Origin of the sequence: Prosthecobacter sp. (genome assembly GCF_044222565.1) — a bacterium.
GTDB lineage: Bacteria > Verrucomicrobiota > Verrucomicrobiia > Verrucomicrobiales > Verrucomicrobiaceae > Prosthecobacter.
This window is the reverse complement of sequence record NZ_JBGANA010000002.1, coordinates 259,455-281,245: the sequence shown is the minus strand read 5'-3', so window position 1 is coordinate 281,245 and position 21,791 is coordinate 259,455. Positions and strand designations below refer to the sequence as shown.

Genomic DNA, 21,791 nt, shown 5'->3' with positions numbered 1-21,791 from the left:
CACGGCAGACCTCCGAACATGCGGTGACGCACCCCCTCCGTCAAGCCGCAGGTCAGGCCCCAATCGGGCAGCGCGCACCTTTCACTGACTCACCCGGAGCCGCATGAAACGTCGCGGATGCGCAGGATCGGTGGTCTGGTAAAGATCGGAAACTGAAACCGCACGCGGGCTGCCCATGGCGCTTTCAAGGATGCTCGCACCGGGCGTGATCACGCTGAAGGCAGCGCCGTTCGCGCTCTGCGCAAGGTCGGTCCAGGGCCCCGCCAGACTGTCCGCCGCCTGCACAATGAGCGTGATGTCATTGCGGCTCGGGTAGCGGTTGAAACTAAGCTGCAGTCGGTTTCCCGCGGCATCCACACCGGCCCCCGGCAGCACGCCACTGCCTGAGGAAACGCCCGCAGGATCACCACCCAGCGCATACTCCATGAGATTGGGAATGCCATTGTGGTTGGGGTCCGCCCCCGGCGCTGCATTTCCCGCCCCCGTGATGACACCAAAATACTGCTGCTGCCAGCCCTGATTGGCCGTCACTCCCATCCCGCTAAGCGAGATGTCAAAAGGACTCTTGCTGCCCCCCACATTGCTGACGATGTGCAGCCCAGCGCTGCTGCCCGCCGTCAAAGCACCAGGGGCATAAGTCACATTGAAGGTCACACTCTCCCCCGGCACAAAATGCGTGTCGCTCAGCGCACCCGCCGCAAAGTCCGCATTGTTCGCACCATCAATGCTTACGCTCAACCCGCTGATCTCCGCATCACCCGGATTGGTCAGCGTAAAAGTCAGCGCCGCACTCCCACTCCCCGCCACCACCGGCCCAAAGTCCACACCGCCAGTGCCATCGCTCAGCGCAGCGGATTGCGTCACCGCAATATCGGGCGTGGGAGTGGGCAGATTGGCCTGCACAAGATTGGGGGATACAGTGTTAAAGCCAACGGTGGTGAAATTACTACCACCCACAAAGAGATGGTTATTGGAGTCCGTGGCCAAGGCTTCAATAGTGGGAGTCGAATAAATCGGGTAACCGGCTGAAACCCCTGAACCAAGACCCGACAAGGTGCTGCCATTCCATTTCGCAATGCCACGCATGTAATCAGAATACTTTCCGCCTACATAAAGATTGGTTCCGCTGACAAGCAGCGCATAAATTGGGTAGAAGGGCACCCATATGTAGGAAGAAAACGAACTTCCATCCCAGACCCATATGCCAATGCTAGATCCCCCGACATAGAGACGCGAACCGCTCACTGCCAGAGAATAGACGATGTTTGGGTAACCCGAACCGAGAGCGCTCCAAGCACTGCCATTCCATTTGGCGACGTTGGAAACGGACACTGCTCCAGCTGTGCTGAAATAGCCCCCGACATAGAGATCTGTACCGGCCACAGCCAGCGCGAAAACTTCAGCAAAATCTCCTCCAAGACCCCCATCGAGCGCCGACCAAGCACTGCCGTCCCACTTGGCGATGTTGTTGGCGGTGATACCATCCGCTGCGCCGAAATGACCTCCGGCATAGAGATCGGTCCCGATCATGGCCAGCGCATTGACAGTTCCGCCTCCCGCACCACTCATCCCCTGCCCCAGGGCGCTCCATGCGGTGCCATCCCACCTAGCGATGCCGTTGGCGGCTACGCCGCCCGCCGTTGTAAAAAAGCCGCCGACATAGACATCGGTACCATTAACTAAGATCGCTGTGACGGTCCCATTCACGCCGGAGCCCAAAGCAGTCCAAATGCTACCATTCCACCTAGCAATGCCCTTAGCCTCCACACCACCAGCCGCAGTGAACGCCCCGCCAGCATAGAGATACGAACCACCGACCGCCAGCGCACGAACGGTGCCGTTGATCCCAGCGTAGAGCTGCGACAAGGCTTCGCCGTTCCATTTCACAACATTGTTACTGAAAGGATAACCATATCCTTGCAGAACGCTTCCCCCGACAAACAAATCCGTCCCGTTGACCTCCAGCGCGTAAATAGCGAGCGCCCCATACCATGTCGTTTGAATACCGACAGTGGACCAAGTGCTGCCATCCCACTTCGATACACTAGGCATGTCTCCCAATAACGACGACAGCCCCGCGGCATAGACGTTCGTGCCACTCGCAACCATCGCCTGCACTTCGTTCTCGGACCCCGTTTCGAGAAGTGTCCACGTAGAGCCGTCCCATTTTGCGACATTATACTGAACTTCCCTGGGATCAAACGGGTTGTAGAGAAAGGCCCCTCCAGCGTAAAGCATTGTGCCGCTGACCGCCAGCGTATTGACTACTCCATTCCGAATTCCCAAGCCTCCCCCCAAGGCAGACCAGGCACTGCCATCCCATTTGGCGATGCGATTCACGGAAACACCACCGGCGGTTCTGATGGTTCCCCCAGCGTACAAATCAGTCCCCATAACCGCTAGGGCGTTGATGTTGCCGCTCACTCCGCTACCTAGCGCCGACCAGGCACTGCCATTCCATTGTGCGATGTAACTGGCGGGCACTCCTCCCGCTGTGGAGAACGCACCCGCCGCATAGAGAGTGCTGCCGACGAGCGCCAGTGCAGACACGGAGTCGTCCACCCCCGTGCCCAGAGCCGACCACGCAGTTCCGTTCCATTTCGCGACGCGGTTCGCCGTCACGCCACCCGCTTTGATGAAAGAACCACCAGCATAAACATCCGTGCCGTTGACGGCCAGTGCCGTCACCGCTCCATCCACTCCAGAGCCGAGAGCACTCCATTTCACACCGTCCCATTTGGCAATATTGCTGGCCGAGGCTGCTCCCGCTGTGGCGAAAGTCCCGCCGACGTAGAGATTACTGCTGCCATCCATGATCATGGCGTACACCGTGCCATCGGTTCCAAGAATACCCGGATTCATGCTCACCCAGTCGGAATCGCTGAAGGTAGGATCAATCCGCACGGGATAAGTCGCTCCGGCATCCTCCACACATACCATGATGCGATCTGTCCCCACCCCCTCCAGCCTCGCGCTGAGTGCCCGCCCATTGGCATCCGTCACATGCAGTTTGCTGTAGCCAATCTCCCGCCCGCTGTTTGGCAGCGTGAGCTTGATGCCATAATCCGCCTGATCAACCCGCGCCCCCGTCACACCAAGCGTGACGCGCAGTTCTCCCATCCCTTCCGGGCGCTGCAATACCACGAAGTCCTGGCGCACGCCGTCTGCGCTCACCCGATACTCTTCCAGCAGGCCCGGGCGTGCAAAGGAGGCTGCCTCAGCCGTGACCATCACCGTACCGGTGGCTGGCAGGAGCCGTGGAGCAGTGGCAGGGCGGCCGAGGGCGGTGGCCAGCACGCGAAACCGCTCTGAACGGCCTGCGGCAGTTGCAGTGGAGGAAAGCCATAGCCCGTCCCCCTTGACCTCAGCTTCCAGCTTCTGAAACGAAGAACGCAACAACGCGCCCTCTGCAGTCGGCGTGATGGCGATGCCCTCGCCTGGGCATTGTTTCTGCGCCTCCACGCCAAGTTGATCCCATGGGATGGCTCTGGCTAACGCCGTCGTCGTTTCCACTGCTCGAAGTTCGAGCGTAAAAACCATCAGGAACCAGAGTTGAATAGCAGCACAAAGAAATTTCATCAGGCAGGACGAACGACCTCATCAAGTGACGTGAGAATAATTTCTACTCTTGAAAAACCACCGCCTTTTGCAAGTCGGAAATTCTTGCCACTGATGAAGTCGACCGGCCTTCCCTTAGAAGTGCGGCAGCGTTACTTCTTTTCCACCTGCGCACGCAGCGTATTCACCGCGGAGGCTGCGGTCAGCCAGTCGGCATAGCGGGAGAAGAGCAGCGTGAACTCGCCCTGCAGGGCGTCGATGGAGTGCTTGATGATCTTGTCCAGCGCCTGCGCCTCCTGTCCGCTGATGGGATGCCCAGGCACCCCGGGGCCGGCGAGGATGGCGTCGAGATCCTGCTTCAGCACGCCCCGCAGTTCATCGTTTTTACGCTGCTCATCGCCATAGATCTCGCCGAGTTCAGGATTGGAGGCCCTAACGGCCAGCTCTGCCAGCGTGCGGTTTTCCTGCTCCAGGCGTTCGATGTTGGACTTCAGGTCCTTGATCAGCTTGTTGCGCATCGTGTCCGTCTGGCTGGTGAGGCGCAGGTTTTCCCGGTAGTCCTCGCTGTCCACATAGCGCACGCCGCCAAAGCGGTAGTGGCCCGCGGCCTTGTAACGCGCAAACTCCTCATGCTTCGGGAAGGATTTGTAGAGCTCCACGATCTGCTTCACACGCTTCTCGATGCGTTCCTCAAAATCGTTGCTGATGCTCTGCTTCTGCGTCTGGGTGAGATTGAAGGTGGGGCGCACCATCTGCTCCTTCAGCCAGGCGCGCTTCTGCTGGTAGTAGCTGATGCTCTGCTGCAGGCTGGCAATGGTCTCCTCCTTCATCCGCGTCACCTTCGTGTGCGAGTCCTTCGAGTCCGTGACGGTGCGCAGGGTGGTGAGCAGGTCGTCAAAGCGGCTCTCAATGCGCTGATCCGCATTATGGATTTCGCTGCCCAGCAGGCTGGCGCGCTGCGCCTGGCCTGCGAGCCGCGCTTTGAGAATTGCCTGGGCTGGTGTGATCGCGGCGGCGGCGGGTGCCGGAGCAGTTGCGCCGGCGGCCGGAGCGACGGCTGAAGGCGGAGGTGGCGTTTGGGCTGTGGCGTTCATGCCAGCCTGCATCGCCAGCAGAAGCACCGCACAATGGCGGAGTGAGCAAAGTTTCATGGTGGAGGCAGCCGCTGTTGGCTGTCACAGCTTAAAACAGCGGCACCCCGCGGAAGTTTTCACCCCTCCGCAAACAAGGACCTGCGCAGCACAAGAGAAGCACTGCCGCAGGCTGAAACCACGCGCCGGAGGCTGCGCGCTACGCTCCGCGCAGCTTGCTCACATCATACAGCGTCAGCATGGAAGCCAGCACCTCGTCCCTCTTTCCCTGCTTGAGCTGGTCAAAGGTGACGTACTTGCCGGGGAGCAGCTTGAAGTGGCCGGAGCGCGTGCGGCGCAGGGCGCTGAGGTGCGCGCCGCAGCCGAGCTTCTGGCCCACGTCATGTGCATACGTGCGGACGTAGAAGCCCTTGCTGCACACCACGCGGAAGTCCACATACGGCGGCTCAAAGCGTGTGATCTCGTAATCATACACACGCACAAAGCGCGGCTCGCGCTCCACCTCCTGGCCTTTGCGGGCGAGTTTGTACAGCGGCACTCCATCGATCTTGATCGCGGAGACCATGGGCGGCATCTGGTAGAAATCTCCGCGCATGCTGTCAAAGGCAGCCTTCACCTGTTCGAGCGTGAGATCGGCAGGCACAGGCTTTTCCTCCGTGACTTCGCCCTCGGCATCCTGGCTGTTGGTGGTCTGGCCCAGTTTCAGGGTGCCCACGTATTCTTTGTCCTCAGACATGAGGAGATCCGAAAGGCGCGTGCCGTTCCCGAGCACAAGGATGAGCATGCCGGTGGCCATGGGGTCGAGCGTGCCGCAGTGGCCGATCTTCTTCATGTTCAGGCAGCGCCGTGCGACGGCCACCACATCGTGCGAGGTCATGTCCTGGCCTTTGTCCACCAGGAGGACGCCGCTAATCAATTCGTCTGACTTCATGTTCGAGTACTTGCAAAAATTTCTCCGCTGCTTCGCCGATGGGGCCCTTCATGCGCGCTCCTGAGGCCATGCGGTGGCCGCCGCCGCCGAACTGCCCGCAGATGGCGGACACATCCAGACGGCTGTCCTTGGAGCGGGCGCTCACGCGCACCTTGCCCCCGGCAACGTCTTCAAAAATGACGCAGCTCACCACGGAGTCGATCATGCGCAGGGTGTCGATGAGGCCTTCCGTGTCTCCGGGCTCCATGGAGATGGAGTCCATCAGCTCCTGCTTGAGCTGCCAGCTCACGATGCGGCCCTCCGCGCGGAACTGCATGTGATTGAGCATGTCCCGCATGAGCTCCAGCCGCCGCACGGGGTAGGACTGGTAAACGAGCTGCGACAACCGCGCGGTGTCCAGCCCGGCCTCCATCATCTCAGCGGCGATGCGGTGGGAGCGCGCCGTGGTGCAGGAGAACTGGAAGGAGCCGGTGTCCGTGGAAATGGCGATGAAGAGATTCTGCCGCACCGCGTCATCCATGGGCAGCCCATGCTCAGTGAGCAGATTGTAAATGATCTGCCCGGTGGCGGGCTCAGTGGGCACGATGAGATTGAGCGTGCCGTAGCCGGGATTGGTGGGGTGGTGGTCGATGTTTACCAGCACGGGCGCGGCATCCAGCAGGGCCTTGGTTGTCTCCCCCACGCGCTCATGCGTGGCGGTGTCCAGCGCGATGGCGAGGTCGATGCCCAGCGGCGGTGTGGCGGCATCTGGCTGCAGGACAGTGTCCGTTCCAGGAAGAAAGGCGAGATTGGAAGGCACTCCATCCTCCAGCATGGCGATGACATCCTTTCCCAAGGCCCGGAGACTCAGCGCCAGCCCGAGGACGGAGCCGACGGCATCGCCGTCCGGACGCACGTGGGCTACGATGGCAATGCGCTGCGCAGAGCGCATGGCGGCGACGATTTCAGCGGTGGTGGAGTTGGCAGGCATCCGGGGGGTGCGCACAAAGCACCATGGCCGGAAAGCTGCAAGGCGAAGATGATGCCGCCAGACGGAAGTTTGGCACGGGCAAAGACAGCAGCCACGGAAGGCTGCGCTCCAGGCTAACTTTTACCCACAAGTTTAAGAAACCCGGCCTGTACAAAAACCATAACGACTAAACTGTGGGTGATGATATCAACAGCGTCATCGCAAGGTTTGGGCAAGGGACAGGCAGAGATGCCGGGCTGGTCGTGGCATGAATTGCAGCATCTTGGTGGCCTTGAGAGGCGTCTTGTGAAAAGATTGGCCACCATGCTCGAAGACTGGGCGGCGCAGCCGCAGGCATCCATCCCTGAAAGCAGCCGCAGCAAGGCTGCGGCCAAGGCATCCTACCGACTGCTGGCCAATGAGCGGCTCAATGTCGTGGACCTCGAGCAGAGCCATCGTGAGGCGACATGGGGACGCATGCTGGGCCATGAGGTCGTGCTGGCGGTGGCCGATACCACGAGCTTCAACCACACGACCCATGACCAGACGGAGGGCATCGGGCCCATCGGCCAGGGCAACGGCAGTGCGCAGGGGTTCTTTCTTCACAGCGTGCTGGCATTGAGTGAAGCCGGCGAAGCGCTCGGTGTGCTCCATGCCCACACGTGGGCGCGTGCCTGTGACGGGCCGAGCCGCAGGCAGCGCCAGGCGCAGAAGAACCGCAAGGCGCTCGGTGAGCGTGAGAGCCACCGCTGGGTGAGCACTTACGAGGCCGTCGCGGCCCGGCAGGAGGAGTGGCGGCAGCGTGAGGCCCCGGATACAAGACTGCCACGTGTTGTCATGGTGTCGGACCGCGAGAGCGACATTTACGAGCTCTTTGTGAGCAATCTGCAGCACGATAGGCACTGCGCGGTGCTGGTGCGGGCGCTGCATCCGCGTCGTCTGCATGAAAGCGGGCAGATCGTGTGGGAGCATCTTGAGGCGCAGGCCGAGCTCGCGCACGTGGAGATCATGGTTCCCGCCCAGGGAAAGCGCCCGGAGCGGCGGGCCCAGCTGGCGTTGCGCAGCATGCCCGTGGAGCTCGGAGTGCCGCGGGACAAGGCGCGGTTCTTTGGTGCGAGCACCCCGCTGAAACTCTGGGCCATTGAAGCGGTGGAGAGTGAAGCACCGGCAGGCTGCGAGCCGCTGCACTGGAAGCTGCTCAGCAGCATCCCCTGTGCGGATGCAGCCGGTGTGCAGCGGCAGCTGCGCTGGTATGCGAGGCGATGGAACATCGAGGTGTTCCATCGCACGCTCAAAAGCGGCTGCCAGTGCGAGAGGAGGCGGCTGGGCAGCTACGAGCGGCTGCGCCGTGCACTGAGCCTGGACATGATCGTGGCCTGGAGGCTCATGGCGCTGCGTGATGCGGCACGTCAGCAGCCCGAAGCTCCGGCGACCCGATGGCTGGAGAAAGAGCAGTGCGAGGTGCTTGTTGTGTGGGCCACGCGCAAGAAGCCGCAAGCAGGTCCTGGTCCCACCATTGCTCAAGCCGTGCGCTGGATCGCACGCCTGGGCGGTTACCAGGACCGCAAGAACGATCCGCCTCCCGGAGCGGAGGTCCTATGGCGCGGTCTCCACCATCTCCATGACATGACGGAGACTTGGAAGCTGTCTCAACTTGTGGGTAAAAGTTAGGCTCCAGGGCTTCCTTCAGGCGAGACAGGCCATGCACCACTTCCACAAGGCCGCCGCGGGTTCTGGCTGCGAACGTTTGGTGACTTCTTTTGCAGCCGTCCGCCGGCTACCTGACCATGAACGAACCCATCACGCCGGCCAGCCGGATCGCCGCCAAAGAACAGTTCCGCAAAACGGTGCGGCAGTTCGTGGCCATCACCCGGGCGTTTTTCAAATCAGAACGGCGGGTGAAGGCGCGCGGCATGCTTATTCTGCTCCTGCTGCTTTCGGTGGCCTACACCGGCGTCATCGTTCTCACCAGCTACGCCGGGCGGGACCTCATGACGGCCATCGAGAGCAAGAACTGGCACGCCTACTGGGAGGCCATGGGCCGCTACGCCCTCACCTTTGTGGTGGCCGTCGTCATCAATGTTTACTACCGCTGGACGCAGGAGACGCTGGCCCTGCTCTGGCGTGAATGGCTCACACAGCACCTCATCAAGCGCTACTTCAACAACCGCGCCTACTACCGCCTGCGCGGTTCCGAGAGCATCGACAACCCGGACCAGCGCATCAGCGAAGACGTGCGGAACTTCACCTCGGACACCCTCACCTATGCCCTCATGCTGCTGCAGTCGGTGATGACGCTCATCGGCTTCTTCGGCGTGCTGTGGAGCATCTCCGGAATGCTGGTGGGCCTGGCAATGGTGTACGCGGCCTTCGGAACCTTCATGTGCATTGTCATCGGCCGGAAACTGGTGTCCCTGCAATACGAAAAGTACCAGAAGGAGGCGGACATGCGCTACGGCCTCGTGCGCATCCGCGACAACGCGGAATCCATCGCTTTCTACCGTGGCGAAAAGCGCGAGCACCGGGACCTCATCCACCGCCTCTCCGCCATCGTGGGAAACTTGCGCACCATCATCTTCTGGAACCGCAACCTGGGCTTCTTCCGCAACAGCTACAACTACCTCGCCCTCATCCTGCCCATCCTCATCGTCGCCCCCATGTTCATGAACGGCTCCAAGCCCTTCGGTGTGGTGACGCAGACCATTGAATCCTTCGCCCAGGTGCTCGGTGCCGTGTCTCTCGTGGCAAACAACTTCGAGGACCTCAGCACCTACCTCGCCGGCGTACAGCGCCTCGGCATCCTGTGGGATGACCTGGATGACTTTGACGCCGAAGAAGAGCGCAGCGCGCGCGAAAGCCTGCAGCAGATCGATGAAGCCGGAAACGCCGTAAAGCTCTGCAAGCTCACCGTCCTCACACCCGACAAGGCCAAGATCCTCGCCAAGGAGCTGACCTTTGAGCTCAGTCCAAACCAGAGCCTCATGATCATGGGCCCCAGCGGCAGCGGCAAAAGCTCCGTGCTGCGCACCATTGCCGGGCTGTGGGCCGGCGGCGTGGGCGCGCTGGAGCGCCCTGCCCTGCAGCATCTCATGTTCCTCCCTCAGCGCCCCTACATGATCCCCGGCAGCCTGCGCGACCAGCTCCGCTACCCGGACCACGACTGCAACGCGGACGACGACACCATCCGCCGCGTCGTCGAGCAGGTAAACCTCACCGACGTGCTCGACCGCGTCGAAGGAGATCTCGATCGCGTCATCGACTGGACCAACATCCTCTCCCTCGGCGAGCAGCAGCGCGTGTCCTTTGCCCGCCTCTTCCTCCGCAAGCCCAAGTTCGCCTTCCTCGACGAAGCCACCAGCGCCCTGGACGAAGATAATCAAAAACGCCTCTACCAGTTGGTGCTCGATTCTGGCATCGGCTTCATCAGCGTCGGCCACCGCGAGACTTTGGTGCAGTTCCACGATCACATTCTCCGCCTGGAAAGCGTGGGCGAATGGGAGTTGAAGAAGCGGCTGTGAAGGAACACAAACAGGTGTCTATTTTTGATCCTGAAGCGGTGTCGATTGATCGTGTTGCATTGGTCGCGGATGTAGCAGCGGCGCCCCTTGATCATAAGTCCACTCGCGGTAGCGCTTGGCAGCCTCAGACTTCCACCATGCAGGAAGGAGATCAAAGTCATCGCCCTCCACCCACTCGCTCTTTTTGGCCCGGCCCGCTTCATCGCGCAGCGGAGATTTGTCCCCCAAAGCCTGTTGCAGAGCCTGGCACGCATAGAAGAAATTGGCGCGGCCCATCAGTCCAATCGGCAGCAGGCGGCCATGATCAGCCGTGGCGGCCGCAGGGTTCCTCGGGTCGGAAATAAAGCGGGCGATCTGCTGAATGGCTTCCATGCTGCCGAGCTCGCCGAGACACCTCAATGCGCTCGATCGTTGCTGCGCTGCCTTGGGATCACTCGATAGCCGCTCCACCTCATCCCCCAGCAGCACGGCATGACCTGGGATCGAGGCGAGTCCTTGCCGCGTCAGCTCAAAGATGCGCTCATTCAACTCCGTTTGAAACGCCCGTGCCCCTTTTACGCGGGCCAATTCGAAAAACAACCACAGCCGTTTCACATCCCGGGCCACCACCGCTTTGGAGATCGGAGAAAGGTCTCCGGAGTCTAGCAGTGCCTTGTCATCCGCGATCTCCGCGAGATCCGCCTCGCGCTTCGCCATCATTTCCTTTTCTCGCAGGTGCATTTGCCGGATGAGTCCGGACTGCTCTTCAGTTTCTGCCTCCGTGAGCGTGGCACATTTCGTCATCTCAGACGCAGGTTGGGGCAGCAAGGTCTTCTGCGATTTTGCGGGGTTCGATTCTCCACCCCAGGCCCACCCAGCCGCCACCGCGGGCACCAGCCACAGGCCTGAGAATGAATGGAGCTTTTTCATGGAAGGAAACAAACACCCCTGCGCCCCACGGTAGCCCGGTTTGAAGAAATGCCACCCGCATTTCAAATCCGTGGCGATGTCATCGCGAGTCCAGTTCACGGCCTTCATGATGAAGAGTGGTGGTGCGACAAACTCTTTGCCGCGCCCGGCCAAAAGCTCGGCCACAAACGATGCACAAGTGTATGGCCACCCGAAAAACTGCAGCCAAGGATCCCTGGGACAAGCCGCCTCCAAAGAAAAGCCGGCGCACAAAGCTCAGCCCGCAAAGCAAGACGGCGGCGAAAGCCGCAGCAAAGAAGGCCGGGCGGAAATACCCCAGCCTCGTGGATAACATGAATGCTGCGAAAAAGCAGCGCAAGGCGGCCGCAGCCCGCAAGAAAAGCTCCCCATGAGCACCCCGAGGAAAAAGCCCGTCAAAAACCCGAAGGGCGGCCTGACGGCTGCCGGTCGCCGGAAGTTCGCCAAAACTGAGGGCGCACACCTCAAGCCCGGCGTGAAAAAGCCGGTGGGCCAGATGACCGCCGACGAAATGCGGCGCAAGGGAAGCTGGGCTGTCCGGTTCTACGGCCGCGAGGGCCCACTGCCAGCACTCAAGAACGCGAAGGGCCAGCCGACCCGCTTTGCACTCACTGCAGCCGCATGGGGTGAGCCCGTCCCCAAAACCGAAGCCGCCGCCCGAAAAATTGCCGAGAAAGGCCACCGACTTCTGGAACGCTATCGAAAGCTGAAAGCCGCTTCGTGAAAGGGTCACGCCACGATCGCGAGACCGGCCCCCAGACGCTGATTAATCCGGCAACTGTCTCCAATGTATGTTTCAGAGCGCAATTGCCCGCTATTCCAAGCTTACCTTGCGCACTTTTGAAACAACACCTTTCTCCAGATCAAACTCCCACAGCCAGCCGCCTTCGCCAAAATCAAAGCGGTAGATGATCACCCGGTCCGTGCCTGAGGAGGGCTGCCCCATCCACTGGATCACCTGCTCCTTCGGCAGGCCCACAGGCGACCACAGGTTCATGAGTTTGTGCATGTCCCTCAGGGACGTGATGACATCGCCTCTGCCACGACGATCCGCGATGTCCCTCGCCAGCTTCGCAGCATCCCCTGAAAGGCGGTTCGTTGCAGCGGGTGTTCTCTCTTGCGCCACGCAGGCTTTCGTTTGTACCATGAGCACACTGAAAAACAGCAGCAAAGGAAGAATCGAAGCCGACTGGTTCATAGGCACCTAACGGCACCCAACCGAATCTCCGTGTGAAGATCCGTTCCCCTACTTCGTGCTCTTCCCTTTTTCCTCTTTCTGCTCCTGCTCTTTCTCCGCTTCCGCCGGCAGATCCGGCAGCGGCGGCGGCAGATTATCAATGATGTTCAGCAGCGGCACGCCGCGCTCCACGGACTTGTCCAGGCGGAAAAAGAGCTGCGGGCTGCTGCGAAGTTTGACACGCTTGTACAGATCACGCTGAATGAACCCGCGTGCCTTCGTGAGCTTCTCGATGGCTGCGTCCTGCTGGTGCGGCTTACCAATGACTCCCACATACACAAAGCACTGCCTCATGTCCGGCGTGGGACTCACGTCGTGAATCGTCACCAGGCAGTCTTCAATCCGGAAATCCTTCTCCAGGATGGTGCTCAGCTCACGGCGAATCAGTTCGCGGACTTTATCAACTCGTAGGGACATGAAACTTCGTTAAAGCGTCTGGGCGATCTTCTCGAGTTCGTAGCACTCGATGACGTCGTTTTCTTCGTAGTCGCTGAAGCCGGAGAGCTTGATGCCGCACTCCAGGCCGTTGCGCACTTCGTTGACTTCGTCCTGGAAGCGCCGCAGCGTCTCGAAGCCGCCGTCGTAAACTGCCTGGCCGTCGCGCAGCACGCGGGCGCGCTGCTTGCGGTTCATGATGCCATTGGTGACGACCGAGCCGCCAACGAAGCCCTTGTTCACCTTGAAGACCTGCTTCACGCGGGCGTGACCCAGCACCTTCTCGCGTGTAATCGGGTCGAGCAGTCCGGCCATCGCTTCCTTCACCTGGTCGATGAGTTCGTAGATGATGGAGTAGAGCTTGATCTGCACCGTCTCGCGCTTGGACACCGTGAGCGCCTTGTTCTCCACCTTGACGTTGAAGCCGATGATGATGGCGTCCGAAGCGCTGGCCAGCAGCACGTCGGATTCGTTGATGGCGCCGACTTCCTTGTGCAGGATGTCGAGGTTGCACTTGTCGCTCTGAATGTCGGTGAGGCACTTGGAGACAGCCTCCACGGAGCCCTGCACATCGCACTTGAGCACGATCTTGAGAGCCTTCTTGTTGCTGTCCTCGATGCTGGCAAACAGATGCTCCAGTGTGGAGCGGCGCGGCACGCTGAGCTTCTTCTGGCGGATCTCCTCCAGGCGCTCCTCGCTGAGCTTCTTGACATCACGCTCGCTCTTCATCACCACCACTTCGTCGCCCACATGAGGCATGTCACTGAAGCCGATGACTTCGCAGGGCATGCCAGGAAGCACTTCCTTGATGGACTCGCCGCGATCGTTGATCAGCGCTTTCACCTTGCCCCAAAGCGGACCGCAGATGAAGGGCTGGCCGACGGTAAGCGTGCCCTGGCCGATGATGACCGTGGCCACCGGGCCCTTGCCCGCGACCATCGAGGACTCGATCACCGTCGCACGTGGCGAGGCTTTCGGGTCCGCTTTGAGCTCCAGCACTTCGGCCTGGAGGCTCATGGTTTCCAGCAGGTTGTCCAGTCCCATGCCAGATTTGGCGGAGACTTCCATGACTTCGATCTCACCACCCCAGTCCACCGGCGCCAGGCCGATGTCTTGAAGCTGGCTCTTCACGCGCATGACGTTGGCGGTGGGCAGGTCGCACTTGTTCAGCGCCACCATGAGCTGCACGCCGGCCGCCTTGGCATGGCTGAGGGCCTCTTTCGTCTGGGGCATGATGCCGTCGTCCGCCGCGATGACGAGCACGACGATGTCGGTCACATTCGCACCACGTGCGCGCATCGCGGAGAAAGCCGCATGGCCGGGGGTGTCGATGAAGGTGATGGGCTTGCCGTTGTGGAAAATGCAGTACGCACCGATGTGCTGCGTGATGCCGCCCGCTTCTCCAGCGGTGACCTGCGTCTTGCGCAGGGCGTCCAGCAGCGAGGTCTTGCCATGGTCCACGTGGCCCATGAAGGTGATAATGGGAGCGCGCAGCTGCAGCTTCTCCTCCTCCACCTCTTCAACCACCTGCGCCACAGGCTCCACGATGACTTCCTCCACCTTGTGGACGCCGCCGCCTTTTTCGCGCTTGTCACGCTCCAGCTTGAAGCCGTGCTTCTCGCAGATTTTCTCGGCGATCTCGATGTCGATGGCCTTGTCGGCGCTGGCAAACACCTTGAACGCAATGAGTTCGGAAATGATCTTGAAGGGCTTCAGGCCCATCTTGTCCGCCAGATCCTTCACCACGATCGGGGGCTTCAGGTGAATGATTTTTTCACCGCTTTCTCCAACTTCAAACTCCGGCGCGGGCACCTCCGCCGGCGGAGCATGCACGATCGGAACGATCGGCTTCGGCGGCGTGGGGTCATTCAGCAGGGAGATGGGCGGCAGAGCGTTCTGCGCGGCGTTTTCGTCCACCGGGCGGCGGCGCACCTTGGGCTTCTCGTCATCCTCAAAGAGGTTCAATGCGGCGGCCTTACGCTCGTCCAGAGTGGGCTTGGCAGGTGCGGGTGGCGGCTCCGGTTCTGGCGCGGGAGCTTCCGGTTTCCTGGCCCCCAGCGGTGGCAGGGACGTCGCTTCTTTGTTGCCCGTTCTGGCCCTGGGCTTCTTTTCCTCAATCAACGACAGCACCTTGCTTTTGACCTCTTTTTTGGTCTTGGTGCTATCGACAGGCAGTTCCGCTTCACCGACCTCGTCGGCGGGGGACTTGCTTTTTTTGGCAGATGAGGGCTTGCTGGGCATGAGAGAATGAGATCGGGCGAGCGGCGTGGGAAGCGGGCTTGTCGTAAGTTGGGTGTTGGTTTGAAAACGTTGTCATGGCGACACAGGGGCTGCTCCTCTGTAGGAGCTTAAGCATGTGCCTTGGCTTTGTCGAAAATCTGCTGGGCAAGGGCCTCGTCTCCGCCGAGCACCTCGGCGATGTCACCGACATCGACTCCGGTTGCCAGCATCTTGAGATCGCCCATGCCTCCTTGGGTAAGCTGAAGAGCCACGCTCTCAGTGATGCCCAGGGCATCCACGAGGTGGTGCACCGCGCTGCCCATCTGGCCTTCAAAGACCTCGGCGGCGTGCTCATCCTTCTCAATGATCAGGTCCATGCCCACGAGGCGGGAGGTCAGACGTGCGTTCTGGCCGCGGCGGCCGATGGCCTTGGAAAGATCTTCATCCGTCACGGTGAGGCGGGCTTCCTTCTTCTCCGTGTTCACGGAAATGGAGATGACCTTGATCGGCTTCAGCGCTTCGCGCACGAACTCGGCGGGGTCAGCCTTCCAGCGGATGATGTCCACCTTCTCGTTGTTCAGCTCACGCACGATGTTCTTCACTCGGGCGCCGCGCAGGCCCACGCAGGCGCCCACGGGGTCCACCTTTTCGTCGGCGCTGTGCACAGCCACCTTGGTGCGGTAGCCGGCTTCACGGGCGATGCTGGCGATCTCCACGGTGCGGTCACCGATTTCGCTGACTTCAAATTCAAACAGACGGCGCACAAAGTTCGGATGCGCACGGGAGAGAATGATCTCCGGGCCGCGGCCGCTGTCCTTTTCCACCGCCTTCACGTAGAAGCGCATGCGGTCTCCGGGCGTGTAATCCTCGGTGGACACACGTTCCTTGGAGGTCATCACGCCTTCAAATTTGCCCAGGTCCACGATCACGTCTGACTTTTCAAAACGGCGCACCACGCCGCTGACCACGTCTCCGGTGCGGTCCTTGAACTCTTCGTACAGGTTCTCCTTTTCCGCCATGCGCAGGCGCTGCAGCATCGTCTGCTTCGCCGTCTGCGCGGCGATGCGGCCCATGTTGTTGGGAGTGACTTCCACTTCGATCTCATCGCCCAGCACCGCCGTCTTTTTGAAGCGTTTCGCTGTGGCCAGCGGCAGCTCTTCCCAGCGGTTGGTCACAGTCTCCACTGCGATCAGTTTGGCAAAAGCCTTGATCGTTCCCTTGTCAGGATCAATGTCGATGCGGAGTTCGCGGGCGGGGCCGATGCTTTTCTTGGAGGCGGCGAGCAATGCCTGTGACAGGGCCTCGACCATCTTGAGACGGTCGATTCCTTTCTCTTTCTCGTAGTAGTCGAAGAGGGCTTTGAGTTCGCTGATCATATGAAAGTCGTGATTTCACCAGACAAAAAAGAGCGGGGAGGACCCCACTCTCGCCGTGAAAACGCTAATTCTGTCCGGGAAGGAACGCGGATCATAAAGGAGGGCTAGGAATCAGCAACCGAAAATTTAGCGGGAAATCCGCAGTTTTCTCAGGCGTTTTCACCAGCCGCGTCATTCGGCCCTCTTCGCTGATTCTGATGGCTCTCCGCATGCCTGAACTCGTTCTTTGTCCATTCGCCCTGTTCACGATGCCGCATCGTTCATTCATGCACCCCAACCATGGCCTTCACCGCAAATAGACTGCACTTTTCACTGATGCAGATCTAAGATTATCCACCCTTTCTTGAAAATAATCTCATCGCCGCAGTCGCTCCCTGGTGGCAGATCATAGGGTGTGCAGGGCCTCACAAATAGCACGCCGCGGCTTTGCTTCAGTTCGGCGCAGAAGGCTTGAGCATCTTCAGCATCGCCGCCCCCATCTCGGCGCCCATCTCGTAGTGGGTGAAGCCGTTGTGGTTCCAGTGGAAGTCGAAATTTGAGGGAGACACGGTCCTTTCCCGCCACATGGGCCTTGTGTCCACCACGGCCACGTTCCCCTTGAACTCGGGATGTCTGGCGCCGTCCGCCATGGCGTTTTGTGCGTTGAGCACCTCCAGCCGGATGCCGCTGAGCTTGTCGCCGAAAAAGCCGCTGTTGGCGATGACCACGGCAATGCCTGCACCGAACTCCTTGCGCACGTCATGAATGAGGTCGGCCATGTTCGCCTCATACTCTTCCGCCATCGCCTTTTCTCCGCCGTCCTGCCAGCCCTGGTGCCAGCCAAAACCGGCCACCTCATAGTCTCGTCCTGCCAGTTCCGGAAACTCCCAGCCCATATCCTTCAGGGTTTCTTTCACCAAGCCGACCATGTGCGTGTAGCGCGGCCCAACCGCCCCGCCCCGTCTGGCCGCGGCGGTGGGCGGGCGCCAGTCTTTGGCCAGACTGGTGCCGCCTGTGGCTACCTTGAGAATGAGAACGTCTTCTTCCAGCGCCTGCCCTACCGCATGCCCGAAGCCAAACTCCGGCCCGAACCAGGTCATGGCGCCCGGCGCCGCATAGCCGAGCCCCAGGCCGCCCTTCCGGGTCTTGCCATCGCAATAGGCAAAGATTTTGACGTCCTCGCGCACCAGCCACCGGCCGTTTGCATCCACCAGCGGCATGGTGCCTCCCGGGCCAAACTTTGCGGGATTCTCATTCACCATTGCACGCAGGCACCCCAGGCCTCCCGGCACTTCGCGGGGGTTGTCCTTCCCTTGCGGCACTGAGAAGTCAAAGCGCGGGTTGCCGCCCTCCTCCGCCTTCCCGTGCCCCACCATGTTTGACTGCCCGCAGAGGATAAAAACTTTCATCTTGGCAGCCCGCGCAGGGCTGCCAAGAAACACTGACATCACCAGCAAAGAGAGGAATAGCTTCATGGGCGCAGGGAGGCGTGAATTGCCTTCGGACTGTGACAGCATTGGCGGAGAGCGTTCCCCTGCGAGTGATTTTTTGAGGCGCCACCGATTCACAGCCCCTCGCATTGTCATTCAAACGCCGCGTCGTTTTTTGAACGGGGATCATACGCGTCCACCTCCCACATCTCTCCCACTTGGCAGAAGATTCGGACCTCCCGCCACGTTCACCCCCCATGCGCCAGCCACTCGCCGCCCTTCTCTCGTCGTTTGCCCTCTCAGTTTCCACCCTTGTCTCGGCCGCTCCGGCCCAGCCAAACATCGTCGTCATTTTTATGGACGACATGGGCTACGCCGATGTGAGCTGCTTCGGCGCCCAGGGCTACCAGACCCCGAACATCGACCGCCTGGCCGCAGAGGGACGCAAGTTTACCAATTTCCACGTCTCCCAGCCCGTGTGCAGCGCCTCGCGCACCGCCCTTCTCACCGGCTGCTACTCGAACCGCCTGGGCATCCACGGCGCCCTCGGGCCCACCGCCAAGCACGGCATCAATTCCAACGAAATGACCCTGGCCGAACTGGTGAAACAAAAGGGCTACGCCACTGCTGCTGTGGGCAAATGGCACCTCGGTTCCATGCCCCAGTTCCTCCCCACGAAGCACGGCTTTGACCAGTACTACGGCCTCCCCTACTCCAACGACATGTGGCCTTACCACCCGCAGGCGAAGAAGGCCTTTCCGAACCTTCCCATGATCGAAAACGATCAAGTCGTGGATGCCGAAGTCACCCCAGAGGAACAAACCCACCTCACCCACGACTACACCATCCGCGGCGTGCAGTTCATTGAGAAGAACAAGGACAAGCCCTTCTTCCTCTACCTCGCGCACAGCATGGTGCACGTGCCCCTGTTTGTGAGCGACAAGTTCAAAGGAAGGTCTGGCAAAGGCCTCTTCGCGGATGTGATGATGGAGGTGGACTGGTCCGTGGGCCAGATCATGGAATCGCTGAAGGAAAATGGCCTGGAGGAAAACACCTGGGTCATCTTCACTTCCGACAACGGCCCTTGGCTCAGCTACGGCGAGCACGCCGGCAGCGCAGGCCCTCTGCGTGAAGGCAAAGGCACCTGCTGGGAAGGCGGCACCCGCGTCGCCGGCATCATGAAATGGCCCGGCAAAATCCCCGCCGGCACCACCACCGACACCATGATGATGACCATCGACGTTCTCCCCACCATCGCCCACGTCATCGACGCCAAGCTGCCCGAACATAAAATCGACGGCCTCAACTGCTGGCCCATCGTTTCGGGCGTTCCAGACGCCAAAAACCCCCACGACTTCTACGCCTTCTACTACGAGCAAAATCAGCTCCAGGCCATCACCAGCGGAGACGGCCGCTGGAAGCTCCAGCTTCCCCACACCTTCCGCAGCCTGCCAGCCGGTCAGCCCAAAGCCAAGAACGGCATCCCTGTCAATTACACGCAGGTCAAGGTGGAGCAGCCCGAACTCTACGATCTCTACACCGACATCAGCGAATCCAAGAACCTCGCCTCCCAAAATCCCGCCGAAGTCGCCCGCCTCCAAAAACACGCCGAAACCATTCGCGCGGAGCTGGGAGACAGCCTCATGAAGATGCCAAACGGAACAGGCTCACGCGAAGCGGGGAAGTAACCTCCGGGCTCGTTGAGATGTCCCTCCGCCAGCATTTTTGCCACGGGCCCCTGTGCCACTCGACACCTCGCAATTTAAAATTCGATTTTAAAGTCTTGATCGCAAATTGAGCATCCAGCCTCAAGCATGGTCAACTTTTGTCCGTCACGAACGTCTTTGCCACGAAGGGATTGCATTGAGCACCGCATTGGCCACAAACCAGTGCATGCCCCCCGCTTCACCACGCTTCCGTTCCTTGGGATCCGCACCCACCGTCGCGCTCTTGCTCGCCGCGCTGCTGGCATGCCACGCCCCCGCTGCTGAAAGACCAGCGAAAGTGATTCCCGAAAAGGCCGAGGAACTGCCCACCATGGTCATCACCGCCTCCCGCACGGCGCAGGAGCAGAAAAAGGTTCCCCAATCCACGAACGTGGTCGAGCAGAAGCGCATCGAGCGCTTTCAGGCCGCGACACCTTCTGAGATGCTGCAGGAGCAGCCGGGCATTTGGGTCAATCAGGTGGCCGCGCAGGGTTCACCGGTCATCCGCGGCCAGATGGGCAACAAGCTGGTCTATCTGTGGGATGGCATCCGCATCAACAACGGCTCGATCTTTTCAGGACCCAATCCCTTCTTCAATCAGTTCCCCATCGATGCCGTGGGCCGCATGGAAGTGGTGCGCGGCGCAGGCTCCGTGCAGTACGGCAGCGATGCAATCGGCGGCGTGATCAATGTATTCTCGAAGCGCGGTGAATTCTCTGAGAGCCTCAACGTCGGCGGAGACATCTATTCCCGCTACGGCAGCAACAACTCGGAATTCACCAATGCGGCCAACATGCATGCAAGCAATTCGCAGTGGGCCTTCGCCGCAGGCTGGTCTGCGCAGGACGCAGGAAACTACCACAGCTCTACCGGTCCGCTGCAGCCCACCAGTTTCAATACGAGCGGTGGCTACGCCAATCTGGCCTTCCAGCCCGCAAAGGGGCACGTCTTCCGCCTTTCCTGGGTGGGGAATGAGCGCACCGCAGTGTCCAGCTACGTTCAGTCCCAGCTCAATGCCAATGGCGTGCCGCGCATCTACAGCCCGCTGGAGCGCCGTGGCATCGTGAAGATGGACTACACCGCCAGCGATCTCGGCCTGCTGAGCGATGAGCTCAAAGTATACGGCTACTACCAGTACTATGACCAACTGCGCGAGCGCCGCGTGCAGACAGCCACGCTGTTTAACAACACCATCACCAATTCAGATCAGGACGTGTGGGGCGTCGGCATCCAGAACGCGGCCACCTTTGGCTCCAAGAACACACGCCTGGTGTATGGCATGGACTACCGCCATGAGAACCTCTCCTCTTCGCAGCTGCTGAACTCCCGCGTGCTGGCCACCGGCGTCACCACCACCACGCAACCCGCGGGCATCACCCCGGACGGCACCTATTCGGTGTTTGACACCTTTGTGACGCTGGACTTCAAGCCCGCGGACAAGCTGCTCATGAACATGGGCGCGCGTTATGAGCGCACACACCTCCGCTCCAATCCGGAGCCGCTGGATGTGATCCCCGGCGCGGGCTACACGCTCAGCGATCTGATGGCCAACAAGTACTGGAATGCGGTGACGTGGAACGTAGGCGCGGTGTATCAGGCCACAAAGTCCTTCGACCTGGTGGCCAACGTGTCCACCGGCTACCGCACACCCACGTTCAGCGATCTCCTTAGCGCCGGCACTCCCGTTTTCTCCAGCCTCACCGCATCCCTCCCCACCACCAATATCAATCCGGAAAAAAGCATCACGTATGAACTGGCCGCGCGCGTGCACACGGAGAAGTTCAAAGGCTCCATCACCGGTTATCTGACCAAGCTCTCCGACCTCATCACCTCCACCACGCAGGGTACGGTGGTCATCGGCGGCGTGACCTACAATGCCACACGCAATGCCAACTCCGCCAAGGGCTACATCACCGGCGTGGAACTGGCGCTGAGCTACGAGCTGGACCGGCGCTTCACCCTGTTTAACAATACCACCTGGACCTACGGCCAGAACCAGTCCCAAAACGTCCCGCTGCGCTTCATTCCGCCGCTGTATGGCAACTTCGGCGTACGCTTTGAGACAGATGAAAAGAAAGCATGGGTGGAGCTTTCCGAGCTGTGGGCAGGGCCCCTGATCCGCCACAACACGAGCGATGAAATCGACGCCGGCTTTTCCATGGACCCCGCATTTGGCTCTCCGAACACGACCAACAATCCAGCCATCAATCCGAACTTCCAGATCTCCGGTTTCTTCATCACCAACATCCGTGCGGGGGTAAAGGTATGGGAGCGTGGAACCCAGTCCTTTGCCCTCACGCTGAACCTGAACAACCTTTTCGACACCAAGTACCGCCAGGCCTACTCCCAGCAGCAGCGCCAGGCCGTTGGCTTCAACGTGGTGGTGGGCGGACGGTTGACGTTTTGAGAAGGCCCCGTGACGTTGCTCGCTTCT

At 60.5% G+C, this 21,791-nt stretch carries 16 protein-coding genes; 6 read left to right on the top strand and 10 right to left on the bottom strand.

Annotation, left to right across the window (positions count from 1 at the left end; translation table 11 throughout):
- Positions 1-81: 81 nt before the first annotated feature.
- From ACILSR_RS03300 to ACILSR_RS03285, 4 genes are all read right to left on the bottom strand, one after another.
- The gene (locus tag ACILSR_RS03300) at positions 82-3,579 is read right to left on the bottom strand and encodes a hypothetical protein (protein WP_395748300.1); all 3,498 of its coding nucleotides are present in this window, start codon (positions 3,577-3,579) and stop codon (positions 82-84) included.
- A 131-nt stretch (positions 3,580-3,710) separates the two neighbouring features.
- Positions 3,711-4,709, bottom strand: coding sequence for a hypothetical protein (locus tag ACILSR_RS03295; RefSeq protein WP_395748299.1), 999 nt, complete (start codon positions 4,707-4,709; stop codon positions 3,711-3,713).
- Positions 4,710-4,848: 139 nt separating this feature from the next.
- Positions 4,849-5,580: a tRNA pseudouridine(55) synthase TruB gene (gene truB, locus ACILSR_RS03290; protein ID WP_395748298.1), complete on the bottom strand. Its 732-nt coding sequence runs from the start codon at positions 5,578-5,580 to the stop codon at positions 4,849-4,851.
- A complete protein-coding gene (locus ACILSR_RS03285; protein WP_395748297.1) occupies positions 5,558-6,550 on the bottom strand; it encodes a bifunctional oligoribonuclease/PAP phosphatase NrnA in 993 nt (330 codons plus the stop codon). Before ACILSR_RS03285 ends, truB begins: the two co-directional genes overlap by 23 nt.
- Before the next feature lie 180 nt (positions 6,551-6,730).
- On the opposite strand from ACILSR_RS03285, the gene ACILSR_RS03280 reads away from it, so the two are divergent.
- Positions 6,731-8,200 carry an IS4 family transposase gene (locus tag ACILSR_RS03280; RefSeq protein ID WP_395748296.1) on the top strand — a complete coding sequence of 490 codons (1,470 nt, stop codon included), beginning with the start codon at positions 6,731-6,733 and terminating at the stop codon, positions 8,198-8,200.
- Positions 8,201-8,316: 116 nt separating this feature from the next.
- Entirely contained in the window at positions 8,317-10,047 is a 1,731-nt protein-coding gene (locus ACILSR_RS03275) for an ABC transporter ATP-binding protein/permease (RefSeq protein ID WP_395748295.1), read from the top strand.
- A gap of 18 nt (positions 10,048-10,065) precedes the next feature.
- Here ACILSR_RS03275 and ACILSR_RS03270 read toward each other — a convergent pair whose 3' ends face one another.
- On the bottom strand, positions 10,066-11,064 hold the full coding sequence (locus ACILSR_RS03270; protein WP_395748294.1) for a hypothetical protein: 999 nt from the start codon (positions 11,062-11,064) through the stop codon (positions 10,066-10,068).
- 74 nt (positions 11,065-11,138) lie between these two features.
- Between ACILSR_RS03270 and ACILSR_RS03265 the strand changes: the two genes are divergently transcribed.
- Entirely contained in the window at positions 11,139-11,348 is a 210-nt protein-coding gene (locus tag ACILSR_RS03265) for a hypothetical protein (protein WP_395748293.1), read from the top strand.
- Positions 11,345-11,698: a DUF6321 domain-containing protein gene (locus tag ACILSR_RS03260; protein ID WP_395748292.1), complete on the top strand. Its 354-nt coding sequence runs from the start codon at positions 11,345-11,347 to the stop codon at positions 11,696-11,698. The genes ACILSR_RS03265 and ACILSR_RS03260 overlap by 4 nt, the downstream gene beginning before the upstream one ends.
- 90 nt (positions 11,699-11,788) lie before the next feature.
- Here ACILSR_RS03260 and ACILSR_RS03255 read toward each other — a convergent pair whose 3' ends face one another.
- From ACILSR_RS03255 to ACILSR_RS03235, 5 genes are all read right to left on the bottom strand, one after another.
- The gene (locus tag ACILSR_RS03255; RefSeq protein WP_395748291.1) at positions 11,789-12,172 is read right to left on the bottom strand and encodes a hypothetical protein; all 384 of its coding nucleotides are present in this window, start codon (positions 12,170-12,172) and stop codon (positions 11,789-11,791) included.
- A 48-nt stretch (positions 12,173-12,220) separates the two neighbouring features.
- Entirely contained in the window at positions 12,221-12,628 is a 408-nt protein-coding gene (gene rbfA / locus ACILSR_RS03250) for a 30S ribosome-binding factor RbfA (RefSeq protein WP_395748290.1), read from the bottom strand.
- A gap of 9 nt (positions 12,629-12,637) precedes the next feature.
- Positions 12,638-14,887, bottom strand: a complete 2,250-nt coding sequence (infB, locus tag ACILSR_RS03245) for a translation initiation factor IF-2 (protein WP_395748289.1) — start codon at positions 14,885-14,887, stop codon at positions 12,638-12,640.
- 107 nt (positions 14,888-14,994) lie between these two features.
- Positions 14,995-16,242: a transcription termination factor NusA gene (gene nusA / locus ACILSR_RS03240; RefSeq protein ID WP_395748288.1), complete on the bottom strand. Its 1,248-nt coding sequence runs from the start codon at positions 16,240-16,242 to the stop codon at positions 14,995-14,997.
- 431 nt (positions 16,243-16,673) lie between these two features.
- Positions 16,674-17,696, bottom strand: a complete 1,023-nt coding sequence (locus ACILSR_RS03235) for a sialate O-acetylesterase (RefSeq protein WP_395748287.1) — start codon at positions 17,694-17,696, stop codon at positions 16,674-16,676.
- 212 nt (positions 17,697-17,908) lie between these two features.
- Here ACILSR_RS03235 and ACILSR_RS03230 point away from each other — a divergent pair, with 212 nt between their 5' ends.
- On the top strand, positions 17,909-19,339 hold the full coding sequence (locus ACILSR_RS03230; RefSeq protein WP_395748286.1) for a sulfatase: 1,431 nt from the start codon (positions 17,909-17,911) through the stop codon (positions 19,337-19,339).
- Positions 19,340-19,574: 235 nt separating this feature from the next.
- Complete coding sequence (locus tag ACILSR_RS03225; RefSeq protein WP_395748285.1) at positions 19,575-21,764, top strand: TonB-dependent receptor plug domain-containing protein; 2,190 nt, start codon at positions 19,575-19,577, stop codon at positions 21,762-21,764.
- Positions 21,765-21,791: the final 27 nt, after the last annotated feature.

Excerpts from the sequence above, each read along its gene's own strand:
- ACILSR_RS03300 (WP_395748300.1), bottom strand. The coding sequence starts at position 3,579 with ATGAAATTTCTTTGTGCTGCTATTCAACTCTGGTTCCTGATGGTTTTT.
- ACILSR_RS03295 (WP_395748299.1), bottom strand. The coding sequence starts at position 4,709 with ATGAAACTTTGCTCACTCCGCCATTGTGCGGTGCTTCTGCTGGCGATG.
- truB (WP_395748298.1), bottom strand. The coding sequence starts at position 5,580 with ATGAAGTCAGACGAATTGATTAGCGGCGTCCTCCTGGTGGACAAAGGC.
- ACILSR_RS03285 (WP_395748297.1), bottom strand. The coding sequence starts at position 6,550 with ATGCCTGCCAACTCCACCACCGCTGAAATCGTCGCCGCCATGCGCTCT.
- ACILSR_RS03280 (WP_395748296.1), top strand. The coding sequence starts at position 6,731 with ATGATATCAACAGCGTCATCGCAAGGTTTGGGCAAGGGACAGGCAGAG.
- ACILSR_RS03275 (WP_395748295.1), top strand. The coding sequence starts at position 8,317 with ATGAACGAACCCATCACGCCGGCCAGCCGGATCGCCGCCAAAGAACAG.
- ACILSR_RS03270 (WP_395748294.1), bottom strand. The coding sequence starts at position 11,064 with ATGAAGGCCGTGAACTGGACTCGCGATGACATCGCCACGGATTTGAAA.
- ACILSR_RS03265 (WP_395748293.1), top strand. The coding sequence starts at position 11,139 with ATGGCCACCCGAAAAACTGCAGCCAAGGATCCCTGGGACAAGCCGCCT.
- ACILSR_RS03260 (WP_395748292.1), top strand. The coding sequence starts at position 11,345 with ATGAGCACCCCGAGGAAAAAGCCCGTCAAAAACCCGAAGGGCGGCCTG.
- ACILSR_RS03255 (WP_395748291.1), bottom strand. The coding sequence starts at position 12,172 with ATGAACCAGTCGGCTTCGATTCTTCCTTTGCTGCTGTTTTTCAGTGTG.
- rbfA (WP_395748290.1), bottom strand. The coding sequence starts at position 12,628 with ATGTCCCTACGAGTTGATAAAGTCCGCGAACTGATTCGCCGTGAGCTG.
- infB (WP_395748289.1), bottom strand. The coding sequence starts at position 14,887 with ATGCCCAGCAAGCCCTCATCTGCCAAAAAAAGCAAGTCCCCCGCCGAC.
- nusA (WP_395748288.1), bottom strand. The coding sequence starts at position 16,242 with ATGATCAGCGAACTCAAAGCCCTCTTCGACTACTACGAGAAAGAGAAA.
- ACILSR_RS03235 (WP_395748287.1), bottom strand. The coding sequence starts at position 17,696 with ATGAAGCTATTCCTCTCTTTGCTGGTGATGTCAGTGTTTCTTGGCAGC.
- ACILSR_RS03230 (WP_395748286.1), top strand. The coding sequence starts at position 17,909 with ATGCGCCAGCCACTCGCCGCCCTTCTCTCGTCGTTTGCCCTCTCAGTT.